Origin of the sequence: Alcanivorax sp. DG881, from assembly GCF_000155615.1 — a bacterium.
Lineage (GTDB): Bacteria > Pseudomonadota > Gammaproteobacteria > Pseudomonadales > Alcanivoracaceae > Alcanivorax.
In genome coordinates this window covers 2,114,114-2,131,123 of the sequence record NZ_DS989915.1, presented here as the reverse complement: position 1 = coordinate 2,131,123, position 17,010 = coordinate 2,114,114, and the positions used below count along the sequence as shown (strand labels likewise).

The 17,010-nt window shown below is 53.3% G+C and carries 24 protein-coding genes; 13 read left to right on the top strand and 11 right to left on the bottom strand.

The window, feature by feature from the left end:
* Positions 1–12: 12 nt before the first annotated feature.
* Positions 13–168, bottom strand: coding sequence for a hypothetical protein (locus tag ADG881_RS17555; protein ID WP_156790382.1), 156 nt, complete (start codon positions 166–168; stop codon positions 13–15).
* Between the two features lie 206 nt (positions 169–374).
* On the opposite strand from ADG881_RS17555, the gene ADG881_RS09625 reads away from it, so the two are divergent.
* The 5 genes from ADG881_RS09625 (at position 375) to ADG881_RS09610 (ending at position 2,868) form a co-directional block, all read left to right on the top strand.
* A complete protein-coding gene (locus tag ADG881_RS09625; protein WP_255343010.1) occupies positions 375–584 on the top strand; it encodes a type II toxin-antitoxin system RelE/ParE family toxin in 210 nt (69 codons plus the stop codon).
* Entirely contained in the window at positions 559–687 is a 129-nt protein-coding gene (locus ADG881_RS17875) for a type II toxin-antitoxin system RelE/ParE family toxin (RefSeq protein WP_369699530.1), read from the top strand. Before ADG881_RS09625 ends, ADG881_RS17875 begins: the two co-directional genes overlap by 26 nt.
* 56 nt (positions 688–743) lie before the next feature.
* Positions 744–1,049, top strand: coding sequence for a DNA-binding transcriptional regulator (locus tag ADG881_RS09620; protein WP_039926534.1), 306 nt, complete (start codon positions 744–746; stop codon positions 1,047–1,049).
* Positions 1,050–1,304: 255 nt separating this feature from the next.
* Entirely contained in the window at positions 1,305–1,595 is a 291-nt protein-coding gene (locus tag ADG881_RS09615) for a helix-turn-helix domain-containing protein (protein WP_007148800.1), read from the top strand.
* Positions 1,585–2,868 (top strand): type II toxin-antitoxin system HipA family toxin, encoded by a 1,284-nt coding sequence (locus ADG881_RS09610; protein WP_007149450.1) that lies wholly within the window; start codon positions 1,585–1,587, stop codon positions 2,866–2,868. Before ADG881_RS09615 ends, ADG881_RS09610 begins: the two co-directional genes overlap by 11 nt.
* 7 nt (positions 2,869–2,875) lie before the next feature.
* On the opposite strand, the gene ADG881_RS09605 is transcribed toward ADG881_RS09610, so the two are convergent.
* Positions 2,876–3,574 carry a hypothetical protein gene (locus tag ADG881_RS09605; RefSeq protein ID WP_039926532.1) on the bottom strand — a complete coding sequence of 233 codons (699 nt, stop codon included), beginning with the start codon at positions 3,572–3,574 and terminating at the stop codon, positions 2,876–2,878.
* 150 nt (positions 3,575–3,724) lie between these two features.
* On the opposite strand from ADG881_RS09605, the gene ADG881_RS09600 reads away from it, so the two are divergent.
* The 6 genes from ADG881_RS09600 (at position 3,725) to ADG881_RS09570 (ending at position 8,505) form a co-directional block, all read left to right on the top strand.
* Positions 3,725–5,110, top strand: coding sequence for a hypothetical protein (locus ADG881_RS09600; RefSeq protein WP_007150050.1), 1,386 nt, complete (start codon positions 3,725–3,727; stop codon positions 5,108–5,110).
* Positions 5,111–5,420: 310 nt separating this feature from the next.
* The gene (locus ADG881_RS09595) at positions 5,421–6,107 is read left to right on the top strand and encodes an inovirus Gp2 family protein (protein ID WP_039926530.1); all 687 of its coding nucleotides are present in this window, start codon (positions 5,421–5,423) and stop codon (positions 6,105–6,107) included.
* A gap of 73 nt (positions 6,108–6,180) precedes the next feature.
* A protein-coding gene (locus tag ADG881_RS09585; protein WP_156790381.1) for an IS3 family transposase occupies positions 6,181–7,328 on the top strand; the annotation gives its coding sequence in 2 pieces (ribosomal slippage) (positions 6,181–6,418 and positions 6,418–7,328; 1,149 coding nt in all).
* A 71-nt stretch (positions 7,329–7,399) separates the two neighbouring features.
* Positions 7,400–7,588, top strand: coding sequence for an AlpA family transcriptional regulator (locus ADG881_RS09580; protein WP_035249891.1), 189 nt, complete (start codon positions 7,400–7,402; stop codon positions 7,586–7,588).
* Between the two features lie 63 nt (positions 7,589–7,651).
* On the top strand, positions 7,652–7,978 hold the full coding sequence (locus ADG881_RS09575) for a type II toxin-antitoxin system PrlF family antitoxin (RefSeq protein ID WP_039926526.1): 327 nt from the start codon (positions 7,652–7,654) through the stop codon (positions 7,976–7,978).
* On the top strand, positions 7,975–8,505 hold the full coding sequence (locus ADG881_RS09570) for a type II toxin-antitoxin system YhaV family toxin (protein ID WP_050760138.1): 531 nt from the start codon (positions 7,975–7,977) through the stop codon (positions 8,503–8,505). The genes ADG881_RS09575 and ADG881_RS09570 overlap by 4 nt, the downstream gene beginning before the upstream one ends.
* A gap of 130 nt (positions 8,506–8,635) precedes the next feature.
* Here the strand turns inward: ADG881_RS09570 and ADG881_RS09565 are convergent, their stop codons facing one another.
* The 3 genes from ADG881_RS09565 to ADG881_RS09555 form a co-directional block, all read right to left on the bottom strand.
* Complete coding sequence (locus tag ADG881_RS09565) at positions 8,636–8,992, bottom strand: hypothetical protein (RefSeq protein ID WP_007149370.1); 357 nt, start codon at positions 8,990–8,992, stop codon at positions 8,636–8,638.
* Between the two features lie 84 nt (positions 8,993–9,076).
* On the bottom strand, positions 9,077–9,865 hold the full coding sequence (locus ADG881_RS09560) for a hypothetical protein (RefSeq protein ID WP_007151302.1): 789 nt from the start codon (positions 9,863–9,865) through the stop codon (positions 9,077–9,079).
* Between the two features lie 39 nt (positions 9,866–9,904).
* Positions 9,905–10,465, bottom strand: a complete 561-nt coding sequence (locus ADG881_RS09555; protein ID WP_007149964.1) for a DUF4339 domain-containing protein — start codon at positions 10,463–10,465, stop codon at positions 9,905–9,907.
* 172 nt (positions 10,466–10,637) lie between these two features.
* Between ADG881_RS09555 and ADG881_RS09550 the strand changes: the two genes are divergently transcribed.
* On the top strand, positions 10,638–11,045 hold the full coding sequence (locus ADG881_RS09550) for a helix-turn-helix domain-containing protein (protein WP_232211716.1): 408 nt from the start codon (positions 10,638–10,640) through the stop codon (positions 11,043–11,045).
* Here ADG881_RS09550 and ADG881_RS09545 read toward each other — a convergent pair.
* From ADG881_RS09545 to ADG881_RS09520, 6 genes are all read right to left on the bottom strand, one after another.
* Positions 11,042–11,923 (bottom strand): hypothetical protein, encoded by an 882-nt coding sequence (locus tag ADG881_RS09545; RefSeq protein WP_007149093.1) that lies wholly within the window; start codon positions 11,921–11,923, stop codon positions 11,042–11,044. The two genes, ADG881_RS09550 and ADG881_RS09545, sit on opposite strands and share 4 nt — an antisense overlap.
* Positions 11,924–12,020: 97 nt before the next feature.
* Positions 12,021–13,028 (bottom strand): YqaJ viral recombinase family protein, encoded by a 1,008-nt coding sequence (locus ADG881_RS09540; RefSeq protein WP_007150566.1) that lies wholly within the window; start codon positions 13,026–13,028, stop codon positions 12,021–12,023.
* The gene (locus ADG881_RS09535) at positions 13,025–13,525 is read right to left on the bottom strand and encodes a hypothetical protein (RefSeq protein WP_232211715.1); all 501 of its coding nucleotides are present in this window, start codon (positions 13,523–13,525) and stop codon (positions 13,025–13,027) included. The genes ADG881_RS09540 and ADG881_RS09535 overlap by 4 nt, the downstream gene beginning before the upstream one ends.
* 84 nt (positions 13,526–13,609) lie before the next feature.
* Positions 13,610–14,578, bottom strand: a complete 969-nt coding sequence (locus ADG881_RS09530) for a DUF932 domain-containing protein (protein WP_039926522.1) — start codon at positions 14,576–14,578, stop codon at positions 13,610–13,612.
* A gap of 101 nt (positions 14,579–14,679) precedes the next feature.
* Positions 14,680–15,174, bottom strand: coding sequence for a DNA repair protein RadC (gene radC / locus ADG881_RS09525; protein WP_007150554.1), 495 nt, complete (start codon positions 15,172–15,174; stop codon positions 14,680–14,682).
* Between the two features lie 73 nt (positions 15,175–15,247).
* Complete coding sequence (locus ADG881_RS09520; RefSeq protein WP_232211714.1) at positions 15,248–15,613, bottom strand: hypothetical protein; 366 nt, start codon at positions 15,611–15,613, stop codon at positions 15,248–15,250.
* Between the two features lie 251 nt (positions 15,614–15,864).
* Here ADG881_RS09520 and ADG881_RS09515 point away from each other — a divergent pair, with 251 nt between their 5' ends.
* A complete protein-coding gene (locus ADG881_RS09515; protein ID WP_156790380.1) occupies positions 15,865–16,950 on the top strand; it encodes a hypothetical protein in 1,086 nt (361 codons plus the stop codon).
* Positions 16,951–17,010 lie beyond the last annotated feature (60 nt).

Here is a 17,010-nt window from a genome sequence, read left to right as displayed (position 1 = left end):
AAAAAGCCGGCGTCATGCCGGCTTTTTTAGTAGTGAGGCGCCACATGAAAGCGTTACTCGATATTCTGGATCTGTTTGTTGGTTAAAAGTTAAAAATACTTGAAAATCAATTGGTTGTCTGTGTTTTTGCATGGCGGTTTTTGCTTTGCCCACCATGTTGCCCACCACTTTTAAGTCCTTGATTTAGCTTAATGAGCAAATACGCGGGGCCTTTTGTTTTGTGTGTTTCTGGTCGAAATTTAACCGCTTTGGGGTGTGTGAGGAAGGTGGATGGGCCATTTATCTGCCCTGTTGTTGCTACTAGAGTGATGATAGTGGTGTGACAGTGTGTAGCACCAGGTGCTACACTTTGACGAGAAAGGCAAGGGTATGAGATGCGCATATTCAAGAACAGGCCATTCAGTAAGTGGGCATCAAAAGAGGGCTTGAATTACGCTCTGCTGCTTGCGGCGGTTGATGAAATGGAACGTGGCCTGATTGATGCGAATTTGGGTGGCCATGTGCTGAAAAAGCGTGTGGCTGTCGGTGGTCAAGGCAAAAGTGGTGGGATGAGGACGCCTGCTGGCGTACAGGGTTGGCGATAAGGCCTTCTTCGTTTATGGCTTCGCTAAAAGCGCTCGCGCCAATATCATCCGCCGATGGACTGAAGGCCTTGAAATGCTTGGCAAAAGAGCTGCTCAGCTATAGCGATAGGGCACTGGCCAAAGCGATAAAGAGTGGCGCGTTAATTGAGGTGCAGAGTGATGAGTAAGTCAATCCTGGACGCAGTGCATGAATCGGCGAAAGATCTGCACGAAGCGGGGGTGATGAAAGAGGCGACGCTCCGTGAGTTCGATGCGCTCTGTCTGCCGCCTGTGAAAGAGTATACGGCGGTGCAGATCAGAAGGATCCGCACCCGAAATCGCGCCAGCCAAGGCGTATTTGCTGCCTACCTGAATACCAGTGTGTCCACGGTGCAGAAGTGGGAGCAAGGCCAGAAAAAACCGAATGGCCCTTCGCTAAAGCTGCTGAATCTGGTGGCGGAAAAGGGGCTGGAAGTGCTGGCCTGAGTGGCTTGTGGGGGCGCTCTGGTTGCTTGATGCCGAGCGTCCTCCAGCGATAACCGTGTTGTCTTCATAAAAACCAATCAGCGCCTTCGCTGCCTTCATCAGGCGTAATTCCTCTGCAGCTTTCTTATGGCTCCTCAGGTTCTGGACCGCACCAATATGGCGGCCGGGACAGTGTTGGTCTAAAAAAGACATAATAGTGTCTATTTTTTGGATTTGTGCAATAATTGGGCGTCATTGTGTCTGCTTTGGAATGATATGACGCCGTTCCTGATCGACGATACCGATGTCCAGCAAGCCTTTGCCGCTCACCTGCGACGTCTACGCAGGCAGGCCAAGCTATCTCGCGATGCGCTGGCTGCGCGTAGCGGTGTGCCAGCATCCACCATCAAGAAATTCGAGCTCACCGGCCAAATCTCGTTCCGGCAGTTGCTGTTGCTGTGGCAGAGCCTCGATGATCTGCGTCGCCTGTACACGCTAACTCGTCACTCCCCTGACCAAGCCGAGATGCCATCCAGTATCGATGAGGTGTTGAGCGATGACCTTTAAGCCGGTCCGCAAGCTGACGGTAACCCGCACGCTGGCAACGGGGCAGGCGGTGACGGTGGGTGTGCTGGCGCAGAATCGGCAGGGCGTCTTCTTTCAGTACGATGCAGATTATCTGGGGCGATATGGCAACCTCTCGCCCTTTGGCCTAAAGGCAACCACGGAGCTGCAGCTTGCTCCCAAAAGGCCGCACTCCGGCCTGCATGGTCTGTTCGGCGATAGCCTGCCTGATGGTTGGGGGTCGCTATTGCAAGACCGGGTATTCAGACAGCATGGCATTCTCCCTGCCCAGATTACCGCCATGGATCGCCTGGCGTTTGTAGGGGCTTCCGGGATGGGGGCCTTGTCATTCTCTCCGACCTCGGAATACCAGGTTGCTTCAGCCGGCGACATCGACCTAGCGACGCTGGGAATGGAGGCGCAGGCGTTTTTTGACGGTCAGACGGAAGAGGTGCTGGCGGATCTGGTGGCAGCAGGCAGCTCCGGTGGTGCCAGGCCCAAGGCGCAGCTCTACATCTCCCCGGATGAGCCAGATCGCTGCCATACGGTGGCGAGGCCGGGGAATGAGGCCTGGTTGGTCAAATTTACCTCCCGGAATCTGCCCCTCGGGCATGAAGAAGGGCTCTGTGAAGCGGTCTATCTGCGCCTGGCCGGAAAGCTGGGGTTGGAGCCACCTGAGTGGCGGCTGTTTGAGGCACCAGAGCAAAGCGGCGCCCGTGCCTGGCTCGGGGTAAAGCGGTTCGATTGGATAAGCCACCACCAAAAGGCAGGTCGACTCCACATGCACAGTGCCTGTGGCTTGCTGGATGCAGATTTCCGGACGCCTAGCCTGGATTACGAAGATCTGATCAAGGCCAGCCGCCACCTGTGCCGCTCACCAGCGGTCGGCAAACTGCAGTTCCGCAGAGCCATGTTCAACCTGCTTGCCTGTAACCAGGATGACCACAGCAAGAACTGGGCTTTCCTGCAGGATGATGCTGGCGAATGGACGCCAGCCCCTTTCTACGATGTGACCTTTAGCCCTCATCCATACCAGGAGCATGCCACTGCCTATGCCGGTTTCGGCAAGAATCCGCCGCTGAAAGCTATTCAGGCGCTGGCGGCGCGGGCGGGCTACGCCAAATGGGAGCAGGCCCAGCACGATATTGACGAGGCCGTGGATGTTCTCGCTGATTTCTCTGTTGTTGCCAGAGATTTCGGCGTGGATGGCGGTATTGCTAAACTGATCAGTCGACAGCTTGATAAGTCAAGGAAGGTGTATGGGGTAAGTCGCTAGTTTGAGGTCATGCCTGTGCATCTTGGTCTTGTCTGTCGTCGTCAGTCTCAGTTTGTTGCTGGGAGCGTTTTTCGAGCTCTAGACGGATTGATTGTTCAGTTTTCTTGAAGTGTTGAGCTTTTAGGGTCTCATAATCTGGGCCAGGCGTTTCGTTGGAGAACCCCCAGCTTTCTAGCTTTGCTTGTAGTTCGGATAGCATGTTTATCTGTTGGTTGATAATTCGGTCCCTGGATTCCACGGCATTCACAAGACCTTCGATCTGACTTCCTAGGATCGCTTGTGAGTTGTCTGGCTGAAATAGAGTGGCTTTCCTGGTGTGGGCAGTTGCCATGGCCATTCGCTTTCCCTCCCTCTTCCCCCACTCAAAATCTTTGGCTGATTGATTGATCAGAAACTCGAGCATCTCAGGCACGGATTTTCGGTATTCGTTACGCAATTTTGTGAGTTGGTCGTCTGCTTTTTTGCTAAGAAAAAAGTTGTAATTTTTCTCCCCCTTTTGCTTTGATTCTTGTCGCTTTCTGTGGCGGTCGAGGGCTGCCTCGAATAATCGCATTGCCTCTTTATCTAGGCGATTGACCTGTTGTAGTTGCTGAAACGTGCTGTCGTGTGGAGGGACTGATCGAGAGTAGCCTTTCTTCCGTAGGTAGCTCAGAGCCCATTCGTATTCAGCGGTATCGCCTTGATTCAAGAGCTCGACTATTGACATGACTGCCGTGTCCGTAACGTTATAAACTAGTGGATACTAGTTTTAAACTAGTTTTAGATTAATGCAATAGAAAATGTTGAGCTGTAACATCATTGGCGCCGAAGCTACTCTAGTCGCTACAATTTTAGGGTAAAAATATGGGGATTAATTGTGACTAACGAAGATGTTATCTGCTGGGCTCTCAAACTCCGGGATGACCGGGTGTCTGCAATAGACAAGTATTTCCTCATTGCGGTTTGGAGGCGCTACGGGACCAACACCGTCACGGATAAAGTAAAAGATCTAGCACAAAAGATCCAGCTCAATGACCGCTATGTGAGCAGCTCTAGGAATGCTTGGGTTGAGGTAGGTGTGGTTGAGCCCTGTCCTATGCCGGGAGCTGAGAGCAAAAGGGGCAGGAGGCAGAAAAGCTTCAGAATCAATATTGAGAGGCTGGCTGCGCTAGTAGAGGGTAATAAGACTTTTTCACTAAATCAAAATTTGATCAGGGGGCTCTTTTGCCAAAATGAAAGGTTGGGTCGGATTCGGGTGAAAAGGGAAGAGGGGAGCGATGCGCTGACTGTGAACAGCTTGGTCTTGCTCGGGGTGCTTGTGATGTCTGCTGATAAGACAGGGTATGTCAGTGGCTATGGGGAGAAGGCTTTGAGAGAGATGGCGGGACTTGAAAAGTCACAGTTTCGGTATGCGCTCAATCAACTTGCTGAGGTTGGGGTGCTCAGAAACTGGCTACCCGGTATTAGCAGTAAACATCTGTTTGGGAGAAGGCCAGGGGTCTATTGGCTCAATTTAGGGCATTCTTTCTTCGGGGAGGATAGGGTCCATTGTATCTATGTATTCGATCGGTTGGCTTGGAGGCCGCTTGATAGGATATGCGATTTCTATGGCCTTTTTGGAGCAAGAACTTTTAGGAGGCTTGATAAGGAGGAGCTGGCTAAGATTGAGCAAAGAGAGGGCTTGCCGGCTGGATGGAGTGAATATTTCCGGGACCGGCCGTGGTTTAAGACCGCACGACATCTCTCCTGCCTGCTGGGGCGGCATGCATGCCTTTTTCTTGAAAGGAGTGTTGTGGATGAGGATAGCCTTGGTGATGGGGAGGGTGAGCCATTAAGTAAGGATTTGGAACGAGAGCTGGGAACGGAACATTGGTTTAAGCATATGGCCGAAGACAAGAGGGCACTGTTACCTGATGTGGTGGAGTATTTTGTGGATCATGGGGTGAAGAAATGGGCTGATGTGGCCGCTAGCCTCTATAAGGAGGCTCTGAGGGAGGCGGATTTGGAGTGTTTTCTGTGTGAAAACACCAAGTTCAGGATCTATGGCTCGTATCAACTGATCAATGCTGACGTTGGAAGGAAGTGGACTTTGGCGATTTTCCCAGGGGGAGAGGAGCGGCTGGAAGAGAGCATATTCCTTTTTCGGGATCGCCAACGAGGGAAAAAACGTTGGGAGCGGTTAAATCAAGAGAAGGAGATTAAAGGCATCTCTTTGATGCATATGGGGCTGCGAAAAAGAATCGTCAGCGGATTGTCTGAATAGGGAGCGTCTTTCCGGAGGCGAGGTTAGATGTCGGGACTGTGCGTCGGGATTTTCAGATGGGGGAAAGGAGAAGGGCGTTGTCAGGACATCATATATTTCCAGAGCTAAATTCGTCGGTTTTTGCGGACGTATCCCTTGCTGGCTGTGCTACAGCGTGACTTTTTCGAGCGTCTCAGCTGTCGGTTATAGATATATAGGTTTGATCATTGTGGGTTGATTGGTAGTTGATAGCTATAGCGTAGAGGGGGAATCCGAGTAAGAAATTACGTGTGTGCCTGTTCTTGTGTTCAACAACGAATAGGACACAGACATGGCAACACGACATCCCCACAACCCCAACTTGACCCTGGTAGAAGATACGGAATGGAACGGTCTTCCTCTGCTGCCCAAGCACTCTCCCTACATTGAGCAGTATCTCGAGAGAACCCTGGAAACCATGAAGAAGGCGGTGGACAGGTACCGACGAACCACGGCTATCCGCTTCGATCTCAGAATCCCTGTCGACTTCCCTGAACCAGACTCCAGTGTGATATCGAGCTTCTTTGAATCACTACAGGCGAAAATCAACGCCCATCAATTGAGAAAGGCGAGGCAGGGACAGCGGGTGCACTCTTGTGAGCTCAGATATGTCTGGGCGAGAGAGCAAAACAGATCGCGCCATCGTCATTACCATTGTTGCATATTGCTGAACGGAGACGCTTATCGTTATCTGGGGGCATTCAGCCCTAATGGCCACCCGGAAGAAGAGGAAAGGATCGCAGCGGAAAATATGTCGGGAAGAATCCGTAGCGCCTGGTGCAGTGCGCTGAGGCTTCCTTGGGCTGAAGGAAAGGGGCTAGTGCATTTCCCTTCCAATGGGACCTACTACATTGATGCGAACTCAATGACGATACTTGACCGGTACGTGGATCTATTCAGGAGGCTTAGCTATTTCGCCAAGGCCGAGACCAAGCGATATGGAGATGGCTCCAATAGCTTTGGGTGCAGCCGTCGGTAGCGGTCAGGCTTGAATCGCCACCAGTTTGCTAGACACCTTTCAGCCATCCAAAATGGCAACCAGAGAGGTATCTATGAGCAGCAAGCGCTATCCCGAAGAATTCAAGATTGAGGCGGTTCGTCAGGTGACCGATCGTGGTCACAGTGTGGCCCAAGTGGCTTATCGACTCGGCGTCACCACCCACAGTCTGTACGCCTGGATCAGGAAGTTCGGCCCGGATTCCGAGCAGCATCAGGCCAATGCAGATGACCAATCCGAGATCCGCCGACTCCAGAAAGAGCTCAAGCGCGTTACCGAAGAGCGAGACATCCTAAAAAAAGCCGCGGCGTACTTCGCCAGTCAGTCCGATTGAGGTACGCCTTCATTCAGGAGCACAGCGAGCGGTGGCCAATTCGCTCACTGTGTTCTCTGTTGGACGTTCACCCCAGTGGCTTTTACGCCTGGCAGAGACAGCCTCGTTCAGCTCGTGCAATCGAGGACGAGCGCCTGTCCGGTCTGATCAAGCAGTTCTGGCTGGAATCCGGAGCCGTGTATGGCTACCGGAAAATCCATACTGATCTACGCGAGTATGGCGAGCAATGCGGGCCCAATCGAGTCCACCGGCTGATGCGCCACGCGGGAATACGAGCGCAGGTTGGTTATCGTAAGCCACGCCATAGGGCTGGGGAGCTACACAAGGTGACACCGAATATCCTGCAGCGGCAGTTCAATCCGCAAGCGCCGAACGAGAGCTGGGTAACGGATATTACCTATATCCGCACACATGAAGGCTGGTTGTATCTGGCGGTTGTTCTGGATCTGTTCTCAAGACGGGTGATCGGTTGGTCAATGCAATCCAGGATAACCAAGGAGCTAGCGCTGGATGCACTTTTGATGGCTGTCTGGCGTCGCAAGCCTGAGGGCAAAGTGATTGTGCACTCCGACCAAGGCAGCCAATACACCAGCCACGACTGGGACTCGTTTCTGAAGGCGCACGACCTGGAGGGCAGCATGAGTCGGCGCGGTAACTGCCACGACAATGCTGTTGCTGAGAGCTTCTTCCAGCTGTTGAAGAGGGAGAGGATAAAGCGAAAGATCTACAGCAGCCGGGGCGCCGCCCGAGCAGATATTTTTGATTATATCGAGATGTTCTATAACAACCGGCGACACCATGGTTCTAATGAGCAGTTGTCGCCGGTAGAGTATGAAAAGCGTCACCAAGAACGGCTGAGAAGTGTCTAGAGTACTGGTGGCGATTCAGCTGGTTAGTTTTTACAGCCATGCCGCATCTCATGAGATGAAGGAGATTGCTCATGAGAATCATGCGTTTGAAAGAAGTGATGGACACCACCGGCTTGGGGCGGTCCTACATTTACAAGCTGATTGCGGACGGGGTGTTTCCAAAGCCGGTTCCGCTGGGTGCCCGTGCAACGGGGTGGGTCTCTGACGAGGTGGAGTCCTGGATTCTGGAGAGAATTGGGGAAAGGGATCAGGCGGGGTGATGTTTTTGGTAATGCGATTGCATTACTATCTGCCTGTCATCCCCCATCGTGCAGGAGGCGGCCATGGCCACCCTTGAAGTTGAATCCACGCTGACAGATCGGTATCAGACCACCGTGCCGGAAACGGTTCGCCGTGCTCTCAAACTCAACAAGCGAGACAAGGTTCACTATGTCATCCGCCAGAATGGCGAAGTGGTTTTGACCCGCGCGGCCTCCAGTGAAAGCGACGACCCGGCTCTGGGGTCGTTCTTGAATTTCCTGGCGCGTGATATTGCCGAGTATCCGGAGCACATCCTTGCGGTTGAGGATGCGTTAATGCAGCGTATTCAGTCGCTGACGAAGGGTGTTGAGGTTGATCTGGATGCGCCTTTACAGGAAGACGATGAATGAGTGGGAGGCAATCGACCACTCTAACTATCAGTGGGTGGGCGGTTTACGCTCACCCATTATTTATGGAACAGCTTGAAACTCTGGCAAGACAAGTCGAAAGTCACAAAGAAAAAAGTGCCGAGGGGTTCGCCAAAAAAAATGCTACCAAGCGATTGGCTGCGATTGCCAAGTTAGCATTCGAGGTTATCCCGCAGGACCCTGCAAGGCCGGAGTGCCGGCAGGGTGGTACGCTTGGCGCTGATCACAAGCACTGGTTCTGCGCGAAGTTTTCTCAGCAATACCGGTTATTCTTTCGTTATCACGCCTCAAGCAAGGTGATTGTCTATGCTTGGGTAAATGATGAAGGCACTAAGTGGGCGTATGAGAGCACAGATGATGCCTGCCGGGTTTTCCGCAAAATGTTGAAAAGTGGCCGCCCTCCCGATGACTGGGATCAGCTTTTGATCGAAGTAAGACGGGATGAGCAGAGTCAGGAAGCCATGCGTTCCCTAGCCGAGCAAGCCCAACATCAGGACATGGGTTACTGATCTTCTTTGCCGTTGTTTCGAGTTCGCAAATCCTCTTGATGGTGTAGGGTTTTGCCATCCCGAATATGGATAAGAAGAGTTTGTACACCAACCTGAAGTGGGCTGATCGACTAACTGATTCTGTTGAGAATCAGTCCTTTTTGTAAATGACGGTGACTTTGCCGGCAGGTTTGTTCTTACCTATCTCATAATCAGGGTTGAAAGTGGCGAGGTTATGAGCGGCGATGCCAATCACTGAGGCAAAGCCAGTAACCTGGGTAAAGCCAGTCGGGATAGCGAAGCTGGCTAAGGAGGCCGCTCTGTATTCCGTGTACACGCGGCAACGTAGTCCTTTCTTTTCAATAGCGCCCTCGACTTTGTTTACCACGGAGCTGATGTTCTTGACTGCGACAATTTGAAAGGAAGCTTTCTTGGAAATGAGTTCAGAGAGCTTTTCAGTAGTGATGTCTTCGGAGGTGTATTTTTCGATGTCAATATCTTTGCTCATTGAGTTGTCCTTTTGGGAAGAGGTGATAAAACGGGCAGATTCGCCGCCCGTTCAAGTCAGCGACTGGGTTTTATTGAAGTATGATCAAAGCTCCGCTATTTGCTGTAGCGCATCTTCATAAGCAAATAGTGTGTCGAAGTTTTCGTTGTAAATTAGGTAGAGGGCGGACTGTATGTTCTCGTGTGGCGTTTCTTCGATGGTATCTTTGAATATGTTGGTATGATGCATGCTTCCGGAAAGCACCATGAAGCTGCCGTCCTCCATTACCACCCAGTCAATGGTTTCAAAGGCCCTGGCTCCTTTGTATTTCTCAATAGTCTCCTGAGCCAGAGAGAGGGAGTCCTGATTTTCTTTTTCAATCATCGAGATCTGGTTTTTTATGCTCCGGACCCCTCTTTCGTGATTTTCTATATCGGTTATTGATTGCTGTTTCACACGAGGCCAAACCGTGTAGCTGGAGCCGTTTTCTGTTTTCCTTTCAGTCCAAGAATTCCCGTTATCGATATGATTTTGGGCTTTCTTTAATAGTTGTTTTTCTCTCGCTATTTCTGATTCGAGTTCGTTTAACCTTTCCTGCAATGTGATCAGCCTGCTGTCGTTTTTTGCAGCATCGATCATTTCATTTGCTGTATCCCTGTAATTCTTTTCTATGTCCTTGAAATCACAGGTGTAACGAACGACATCTCGGCCCCGTTCGTCCTCAATGACAGACCAGTATGTGCTCTCACAAAGCTTACGGTTATCCAGCGCCTGGCCAACTTTATATTCAGGGAGTAATTCAAGGCGCCCTTCCCGAATGACGTCTATTTCAGAAGAACATCCGGATAGGGCTGCTAGGGAAATGCATGCTAGGGCTACTTTGAGGTTTTTCATGATGGTTCTCTTTTAAAATCGTTCCATGAGGTGATTGGCTTAAGCACCAACCACAATTAATAGGAAACAGACGATCCAGACGATGAAGTACGCCAGGTTCTGCTTCAGGGCTTGGGATCGTTGGTAGAGATAAACGGGCACCAGCCACACCCATCCACCAAATGTGCTGGTGTCAGTGCCGGCTTTCTTGAGTCTCTTTTCATCCAGGAAAGACAGGGCGATATTGAGTATGAGAGTGATGTAAATGAAATGGCCGCTGGCAACGGCTTGCTCGGCACGGTACTCGCTGCTGTGAACCATGTAGGCCACAAAGTATTCCAGGGTGAGGCCGATCAGTGGGGCAAACGCCAGAATCCATACAACGGTGTTGTTGACTTTGGCGCCGGTTAGCGGCGGTGGGGTCGTATCATCAAGGTGCTCTCGAAGCTGGGTATCTTCGATGTTGGTCCAGTCCGCGAACCCCTTCTTCCAGACGGATGATCCGTGGCGCAGTGTGCCGTTGCTGATCAGGGTGATGAGATCGGTTTCAGAAACGCCCCCTTTCCTTTCTCCGTTGAGTTCGTAGGACCAGATCTCGTTCCCCGTGGTGCTGTTTTCCATTGTTCATTCCTTGTAGTGGCTGTCCTTCCATGGTTTTTAGCCAAGCACAGGTCGAGTGCTGTGCCTGGGAAGAGCGGTCTCCCCCTGGCGCTGTGTCCGCTGGTTTGGAAGGTGTGTCTCAGTTTGAGTGTTATGTAATTCAAGACTCGCAAAGTATTGCAATGCTATACCTGTGGGGTCAAGTATTGCGGTACGACAGAAGTATGGCTCTGCCGTAGCGTTGCTCTATCTGATTGATGGAGTGGGCGTGATGAGCTTTCCCGAGCGCCTGAAGGCGGCACGGTTGGCGTTGGGTATGACGCAAGAACAGCTGGGCTTCGAACTAGAGGTGACCAAATCCACGATATCTGCCTGGGAAAATGGCCGTGATTCGCCCGGATTTCGTTTACTGCCGAAGTTGAAGGCGGTCCTCGGTGTATCGCTGGATCATCTGATCTGCGGTGATCAGGTTGAGGGTGCCTCAGAGCTGAAGTCCAAGTATGACGCCCAGGTACGCAATGACGCCGAAGCCCAACTGCTCAAGGGCTACCGGCGCCTGTCCGTTAAACGTCGCCAAGGTCTGCTGGCCATGATTGATTAGCCTGCCTGTTTCCCGGCCAGCTTCTGGCTGAGTCCCTGTACGGGCTGCGGTTGAGCATTGCCCGGTGGGGCAGTGCCTTCCGGCACGAACTCCTCCACGACCTGTAACCCTTCCTCCTCCGAGTATTCGAACTGAGCGTTGAGTAGGCCGGTATGGGCTACCTTGTCCAGCTCTGCCTGGTTGATACCTTGGTTTTCCCTGGCCTTGGCCGTTTCCCTGGCGTGGCTGACGGCGTCCTCCATGGATTGCTCAGCGCGCAGTGTCAGATCCACGTAGTAGATTGGTGCCCGGTGGCTCTGGGTGGTGCTCTTCCCGCGCAGCTTCAGCTCCAGCGGCAGGGTGGCCAGGTTGCCACCACTGATGGCATGGAAGTAGCGAAGCCGAGCCGCCAGGGTGCGGATGCTGTTGTAGCCAGTGGTCCGGAACACGAAGCAGCCCAGTTCATCCTCTTCCCTGATCCGTACATACAGCCGCCCGTAGGGTTTGCACAGATCGTGGGCGCCGAATTCGCATAGGTCGGGTGAGGGGCAAGGCAGTTGCTCCAGGCCCTGGTCGGTGCGGCGTCGGCAGGTCTCCCCGTCGCCACTGCACAGGGGCCGGCCACTCTTGCGCTCGAAGAAGGTGTACTCCGCCCGCAGGTTCAGGTCCGGATCATTGAAGGGCAGGGTGACGGGAATGCTGCGTAGCTTCTTGCCTTGTACCTCCTGGCGTAGGGCCTCATCCAGTGGGTGCGGTAGCCAGCCCTCCCGGGTCTGGATCTGGGTAGTGATGGTGAATTGGTCGTCTTTCTCCGGCAGACGCTTGCCGTTCTTTTCCACCATGCGGCCAATGCTGATACGGCCAATCACGGGTGGAGTAATGGCGAGTCCTTTGATCATGAGAATCTCCTGTTATAAAAAAGCACACAGCCGCCGGGCAGGGCCCGGCGTTTATGCTGTTAGGCGTGGGGTGTTGAGTAAGGTGATGCGAGAACGATCAGGTGTTGGGCTTGACCAGGAACCGGCGGCTGCCGGCCCGATGCTTGGGGAATTGCTGCAGTAGCGCGGGCTGAGCCTTGAGCAGGGCGTCAGTGTCGAGCACCGTACTGTCCTTGCTGCGCTTCCAGCTCACCTGGCCATCTATGAAGTAAGCCCGAGCGGCATCCCCCATGCGTTGCTGGATGCGCTGCTTGAGCCGGGCTTCCCGTTCGGCCAGACGAGCTAAGCGTTCCCGGATATCCAGCATCTCACTGAAGTCGCCGTTGAGTGCGGTGTCTTCAATGAGATCCAGGGTTTCGCCATCATCATGGGGATAGAGTGCCCGCAGGGCCTGATCGGCGGAGTCGGAGCCGTCAGCGTCGGGTGGCGTATCGCTCTCCACCTGATGCCAGAAGGCCCTCTCCAGCTCGATCAGCTGCTTGATGACGGCGTCATCCCGCTCAATGCGATGCACCTGCAACTCCTGCCCGCAGATCAGTACCGCCACGTCCGCTGCCTGCTTGCCGGTGACGGCCAGCTGATGCTGTACCTGACACTGGATGTACTCCGGCACCCCGTCGGCCCAGAGCCGGGCACCATTAAGGCCAGTGGTTTTGCACTCCAGGATCTGCACCTCTGGATTTCCCACTACCGAGTAATCCAGATTGGCCAGCATCCAGGGCTTGTCGGCATCCGGGTGCTGCAAGACCGCATTCACTCGCCGCACCTTGTTGCCGGTGGCTTTGGCATAAGCCTCGGCCACCTTGGGTTCAAGCAGATTGCCCCAGTACAGCGGAGTATGGATGTCGTCCGGGTCGGGGGCCGGTAACAGCCCATCTCGCCCGGTCTTGATCATCCACAGCTCAAGCGGTGACTGATACGGGTTGAGCCCCACCGCCGCAGCGGCATCGCTGGCGCCGATACCTTGCTTGCGAACCTTGAGCCACTGCTCCCGGTTCATGCCCTTGGTGGACACCAGGCGCAGCGCCGGACGGGATGAGGGTTTGATAGCGCGGGGAGTGCTCATGAGTGACCTCCTTCCAGTTGGGTCAGCCGCTCGGTAAAGCGATCATGGAGATTGATCAGCCGATGGGCCTGGGGCGTCTGATCCGACGGGATCTCATGGCTGCCACCCTGGCTGAAGAAGGTGACCACCAGCTCGGTGATCATCTGTTGGATGTCGGCGTTTGGCGGCAAATTGCCGTCATTCTCGAGCAGATAGGTGCCCAGCTGTTCGCCCAGAATGGACACCACCTCGTACTCGAACACCCCAGGAAACCCTTGCGGGCCGTACCAGTAGGGTTGCGCCTGTTTCCAGATATCGGGGATGAAGTCACACAGGGTGCTGATCAGCTCGATACAGCCATTACCCCAGAGCTCCAGAAGCCGGGTGCCGCGCTCCTTGTTCAGCATCATTCCTTCATGGAGAAAGGCGCCCCAGATGGCGGCCAGATGTGGGGAGAGCGGTGGCGCAGAGCATCTGGCTTCCGGGGCTACACTGCTATCGTGATTACGTTCTGTCATGGTCAGGCTCCAAACAATAAAAAGCCCGACCGGCACAGAGCGGGTCGGGCTTTAGTCGAGGGAAAAGAATGGGTAGGGAATCAGTCAGGCCACCAGTTCCAGAGTCTGGCTCAGGGCTCGCTGCTTGATCTGCGCGCCCTTGCCGAACCAGGCGGAATCCAGACGGTTGTCGGTACTGCGGGCGCGGCGTTCGTGGTCCACGAACTCGGTGACTGCATTGAGCAGTCCGTAGGCCGTGCTCTTGGCAGACGGCAACTCCGCGCCGCGACCGGCCCCGTCATACAGAGACATGGCCTTCTTCATGGCCTGCTCGTTGGGCTTCACCAGCATGTCACCAGAGGAGTAGTTCACATCGGTGAAGACCGAGCGCATGACTTTCTCGGCGGTCTTGCGGGTGATGCGCCGCTCGCTGAGAGTTTTCAACCGGTACATGAAGTCATCCCAGGCGGAGACGGAGATCCCCAGCTGTTTCTTGACGGCCTGGGCATCAAAGGTGGTGTTGTGGCGGACCTTCACCGCCTGGCCGGCACCATTCAGGGCTACCGCCAGGGTGTTGTTGCACACCACCCGGATGCTGGTGAACTGGGCAGTGGTAGCCAGGGTGCCGTCACAGGCAGTAGCCAGCAGCACATAGCCGTTGGTCTGGTCATTGCCTGCCAAGGAGCCCGTTTGCCCGGTGCGGGCTAGCGCCCACAGCTTGCGGCCACCTTTAAGGACGCCAGCCGTTTCCAGTTCAAAGCCAGAGCGCTCGGTGAGATCCCGGTAAAACTCCAGGATCTGCCGTGGCTGAACCACCTTGAAGCGGTTACTCACTACCGACAGAGGCGTCTGATTGTCTGAGCGGAACAGGACCTTCTGATCCGGGAAGGATGAGATCTGTCCGAGGGCGCCAGCCTCGCTGCTGATGAAGCGGACAGGGGTTTCGCGGATCTCCCAGTCCATGCCGGCTTCCTGCATCCAGACATTGAGGGGTTGTTGGGCGGCGAGCTGGTTGCCCAGCCCGTGCCAGGGAGTGCGGCCTGCATAGGCCATGCTTTTGACAAGATGTGCCATGGTAAATCTCCAAGAAATAGCAGTGCGCCCGAAGCGGGCGGGTTAACGAATGAGAAGAGGTGTGGAGAGTCAGGGGTAGAGCAAAAGCAGAAGAGGAAAACTCAGAGCCAGCCACGCTGGGCTAGGCTGACCCACTCGGAGCGGGACACTACGAAGTGATCCAAGACCCGCACATCGATCAGGGCTAGGGCGTCCTTGAGCCGGGTGGTGATGGTGCGATCAGCTTGGGAGGGCTCACAGCACCCGGAGGGATGGTTGTGGGCGAAGATCACTGCAGCGGCATTGCAGGCCAGGGCCTGCTGTACCACCACACGGGGATACACCGCCGCGCCATCAATGGTGCCGTTGAACAAGGGCTCGAAACTGAGCACCTTGTGCTTGTTGTTGAGGAAGATGGCCGCGAAGACCTCGTTTTTTTCCTGGGCTAGGGCCATCTGCAGGAACTGGGCGACATCGGTGGGAGAGGTGAGTGCCTCCCGGCCGGTTAGCTCATCCAGCAGAATGGTGGCCGCCGTACTGACAATCTCCTCAGGCTTAACGCAGCCCTGTACGTGGTACAGGCCCTGCTCGTTCTTTACGAAAGTGGGGATATCCATTCAGGCCTCCAAGGCGGCATAAAGAAGCCCGCACAGGGCGGGCTTCGGAGTAGTGGGTAAAGGGGAGAGGGGATTACTCAGAATCGAGGCGGAAGCTGTGACCGCAGTCCAGGCATTCCAGGTTGTCGAGATAGGTCTCGTCGAGCTTGGCTCCCAGTGCAGCACCAGCTTCACCGCCGGCCACGGCTCCCGCCAGGCCACCAAACACAGCACCGGCGATGCCTCCGATAGCTGATCCAGCAGGCCCAAATGCCATACCTACAGTTGCACCGACACGAGCCCCGCTTGTCGCCATGGCGACGCCGCTGGCAGCACCTGCAACCGTGCCTACAGAGCCGCCGACCTTGCGGCCATTTTGGAGGGCTACAACGCGGATGGAGCGGCAAGACGGACATTGAATGATCATGAAACCTCCATGAAGTGGGGTCAGGAAGGTCATTCCTTCCTGGTTTCATGGTGGTGATATGTGGGTAAAAAAAATTGGAATCGGGCATGTGAACTTGCAAGCAAGAGTGAAAACCCAGAATTTAACCACGGTAGTTTAATTTCTCTTCTATTCGTGTTGTTAGTCGAGAGCTAAGCCTATTGAAATTTGTGACATGTTGTCGTGTCATAGAGCCTAACGGCTTTAGATACTCGGCATCTGTAGTTGAAATAGCCGTTATACAGATTACTAGTTAGGTGCTTTCAGTGTCAGAAGATCAAATTAAAAACATAGAGAATCGCCCGAAGGAGCTCGAAAACCTTCCCTTCTATAAAAATTTACCACTGATGCCGATCAGAATTGATGTCGAGGGGGCTATTGGTGACTTTTTGAACTACGACATATTTCAGCTCGATGGAGTTCAACCACTAGAGAAAAGACATATTGAGGCTAATAACGGATTGATAGGTGTTAATGCATCTCAGGAGTCGATTGAAATATATAAAAAAGAGCGTGTTAATTTTCAGCTTATATATGTTGTCATTAATGCCTATGGCTTCAGAGATGAAAATGGCGAGTTAGTAGGTAAGCCCTACCGTATTTCGTTAATGCCAGCTAGCAAAAGGGGGGCGATTTCCTCTGTCCCGCCGGAATGGGTAGAGAATATCGATCTTGAGCGAATGGATGGAGTTCCAAAATTGTATAAAGGGTTCAATCCGTTTCGAGGTGCGTTTGGTTTACATATGCTAGGCATGCACGATTACTCGAATATTGAGTCGGACATGCTGGGTTTTGTTCATAGCGTATATGCACTAGCCGACAAGTTCGAACACAGTGAGGTTCTTCTGCCAGGAATTCCGAAGCTGCAAGGTCATGGCCAAGTCCTGAAAGACTATAAAAAATATAGGAATAACTGGTATTTTAAGAGTTTTAGAAAGCTGAAGCCTAAAAAAATATGGGGCTGTGATTCGCCCATTGAATTGTTTCTTTTGCATGCGATGGATTCTATCGGATTGAATCCTGAGCTACAAACCATTATCTGCGAGGATGGATTTACAGTTCCTAGCTTTCATAAGCTTTGGGAGAACCTAAAATCGCGGAAGCGCCTGAAAAGTATTACTGATGCTGATTTTTATTTTCCGGATAAGAAGCTGGCTGTATTTTGTGATTCTGTCGCCCACCATTCATCGCCAGAAGCCAAGAAGAAAGATCAGGAAATTGATGAGAAGCTGAATAAAATAGGAATCCAGAGTCTGCGGATTTGTGGTACTGATATTGCGAGATCGCCAATGGAATCTGCACGGATTGTTGAATCTGAGTTAAGAAATCAATATAAATGCTTGGTGAGATGAATGAAATTATTCAAATCTGTGCTGCAGCACCGAGGCAGTGGGGGGGGTAGAATTATTGGT

What these genes read in the sequence shown, in the direction of transcription:
- ADG881_RS09560 (WP_007151302.1), bottom strand. Translation starts at nt 9,865, where the DNA reads ATGAAAAACCTCAAAGTAGCCCTAGCATGCATTTCCCTAGCAGCCCTA.
- ADG881_RS09545 (WP_007149093.1), bottom strand. Translation starts at nt 11,923, where the DNA reads ATGATCAAAGGACTCGCCATTACTCCACCCGTGATTGGCCGTATCAGC.
- ADG881_RS09620 (WP_039926534.1), top strand. Translation starts at nt 744, where the DNA reads ATGAGTAAGTCAATCCTGGACGCAGTGCATGAATCGGCGAAAGATCTG.
- radC (WP_007150554.1), bottom strand. Translation starts at nt 15,174, where the DNA reads ATGGATATCCCCACTTTCGTAAAGAACGAGCAGGGCCTGTACCACGTA.
- ADG881_RS09535 (WP_232211715.1), bottom strand. Translation starts at nt 13,525, where the DNA reads ATGACAGAACGTAATCACGATAGCAGTGTAGCCCCGGAAGCCAGATGC.
- ADG881_RS09605 (WP_039926532.1), bottom strand. Translation starts at nt 3,574, where the DNA reads ATGTCAATAGTCGAGCTCTTGAATCAAGGCGATACCGCTGAATACGAA.
- ADG881_RS09555 (WP_007149964.1), bottom strand. Translation starts at nt 10,465, where the DNA reads ATGGAAAACAGCACCACGGGGAACGAGATCTGGTCCTACGAACTCAAC.
- ADG881_RS09615 (WP_007148800.1), top strand. Translation starts at nt 1,305, where the DNA reads ATGACGCCGTTCCTGATCGACGATACCGATGTCCAGCAAGCCTTTGCC.
- ADG881_RS09565 (WP_007149370.1), bottom strand. Translation starts at nt 8,992, where the DNA reads ATGAGCAAAGATATTGACATCGAAAAATACACCTCCGAAGACATCACT.
- ADG881_RS09610 (WP_007149450.1), top strand. Translation starts at nt 1,585, where the DNA reads ATGACCTTTAAGCCGGTCCGCAAGCTGACGGTAACCCGCACGCTGGCA.
- ADG881_RS09520 (WP_232211714.1), bottom strand. Translation starts at nt 15,613, where the DNA reads ATGACCTTCCTGACCCCACTTCATGGAGGTTTCATGATCATTCAATGT.
- ADG881_RS09530 (WP_039926522.1), bottom strand. Translation starts at nt 14,578, where the DNA reads ATGGCACATCTTGTCAAAAGCATGGCCTATGCAGGCCGCACTCCCTGG.
- ADG881_RS09575 (WP_039926526.1), top strand. Translation starts at nt 7,652, where the DNA reads ATGGCCACCCTTGAAGTTGAATCCACGCTGACAGATCGGTATCAGACC.
- ADG881_RS09580 (WP_035249891.1), top strand. Translation starts at nt 7,400, where the DNA reads ATGAGAATCATGCGTTTGAAAGAAGTGATGGACACCACCGGCTTGGGG.
- ADG881_RS09570 (WP_050760138.1), top strand. Translation starts at nt 7,975, where the DNA reads ATGAGTGGGAGGCAATCGACCACTCTAACTATCAGTGGGTGGGCGGTT.
- ADG881_RS09540 (WP_007150566.1), bottom strand. Translation starts at nt 13,028, where the DNA reads ATGAGCACTCCCCGCGCTATCAAACCCTCATCCCGTCCGGCGCTGCGC.
- ADG881_RS09595 (WP_039926530.1), top strand. Translation starts at nt 5,421, where the DNA reads ATGGCAACACGACATCCCCACAACCCCAACTTGACCCTGGTAGAAGAT.
- ADG881_RS09625 (WP_255343010.1), top strand. Translation starts at nt 375, where the DNA reads ATGCGCATATTCAAGAACAGGCCATTCAGTAAGTGGGCATCAAAAGAG.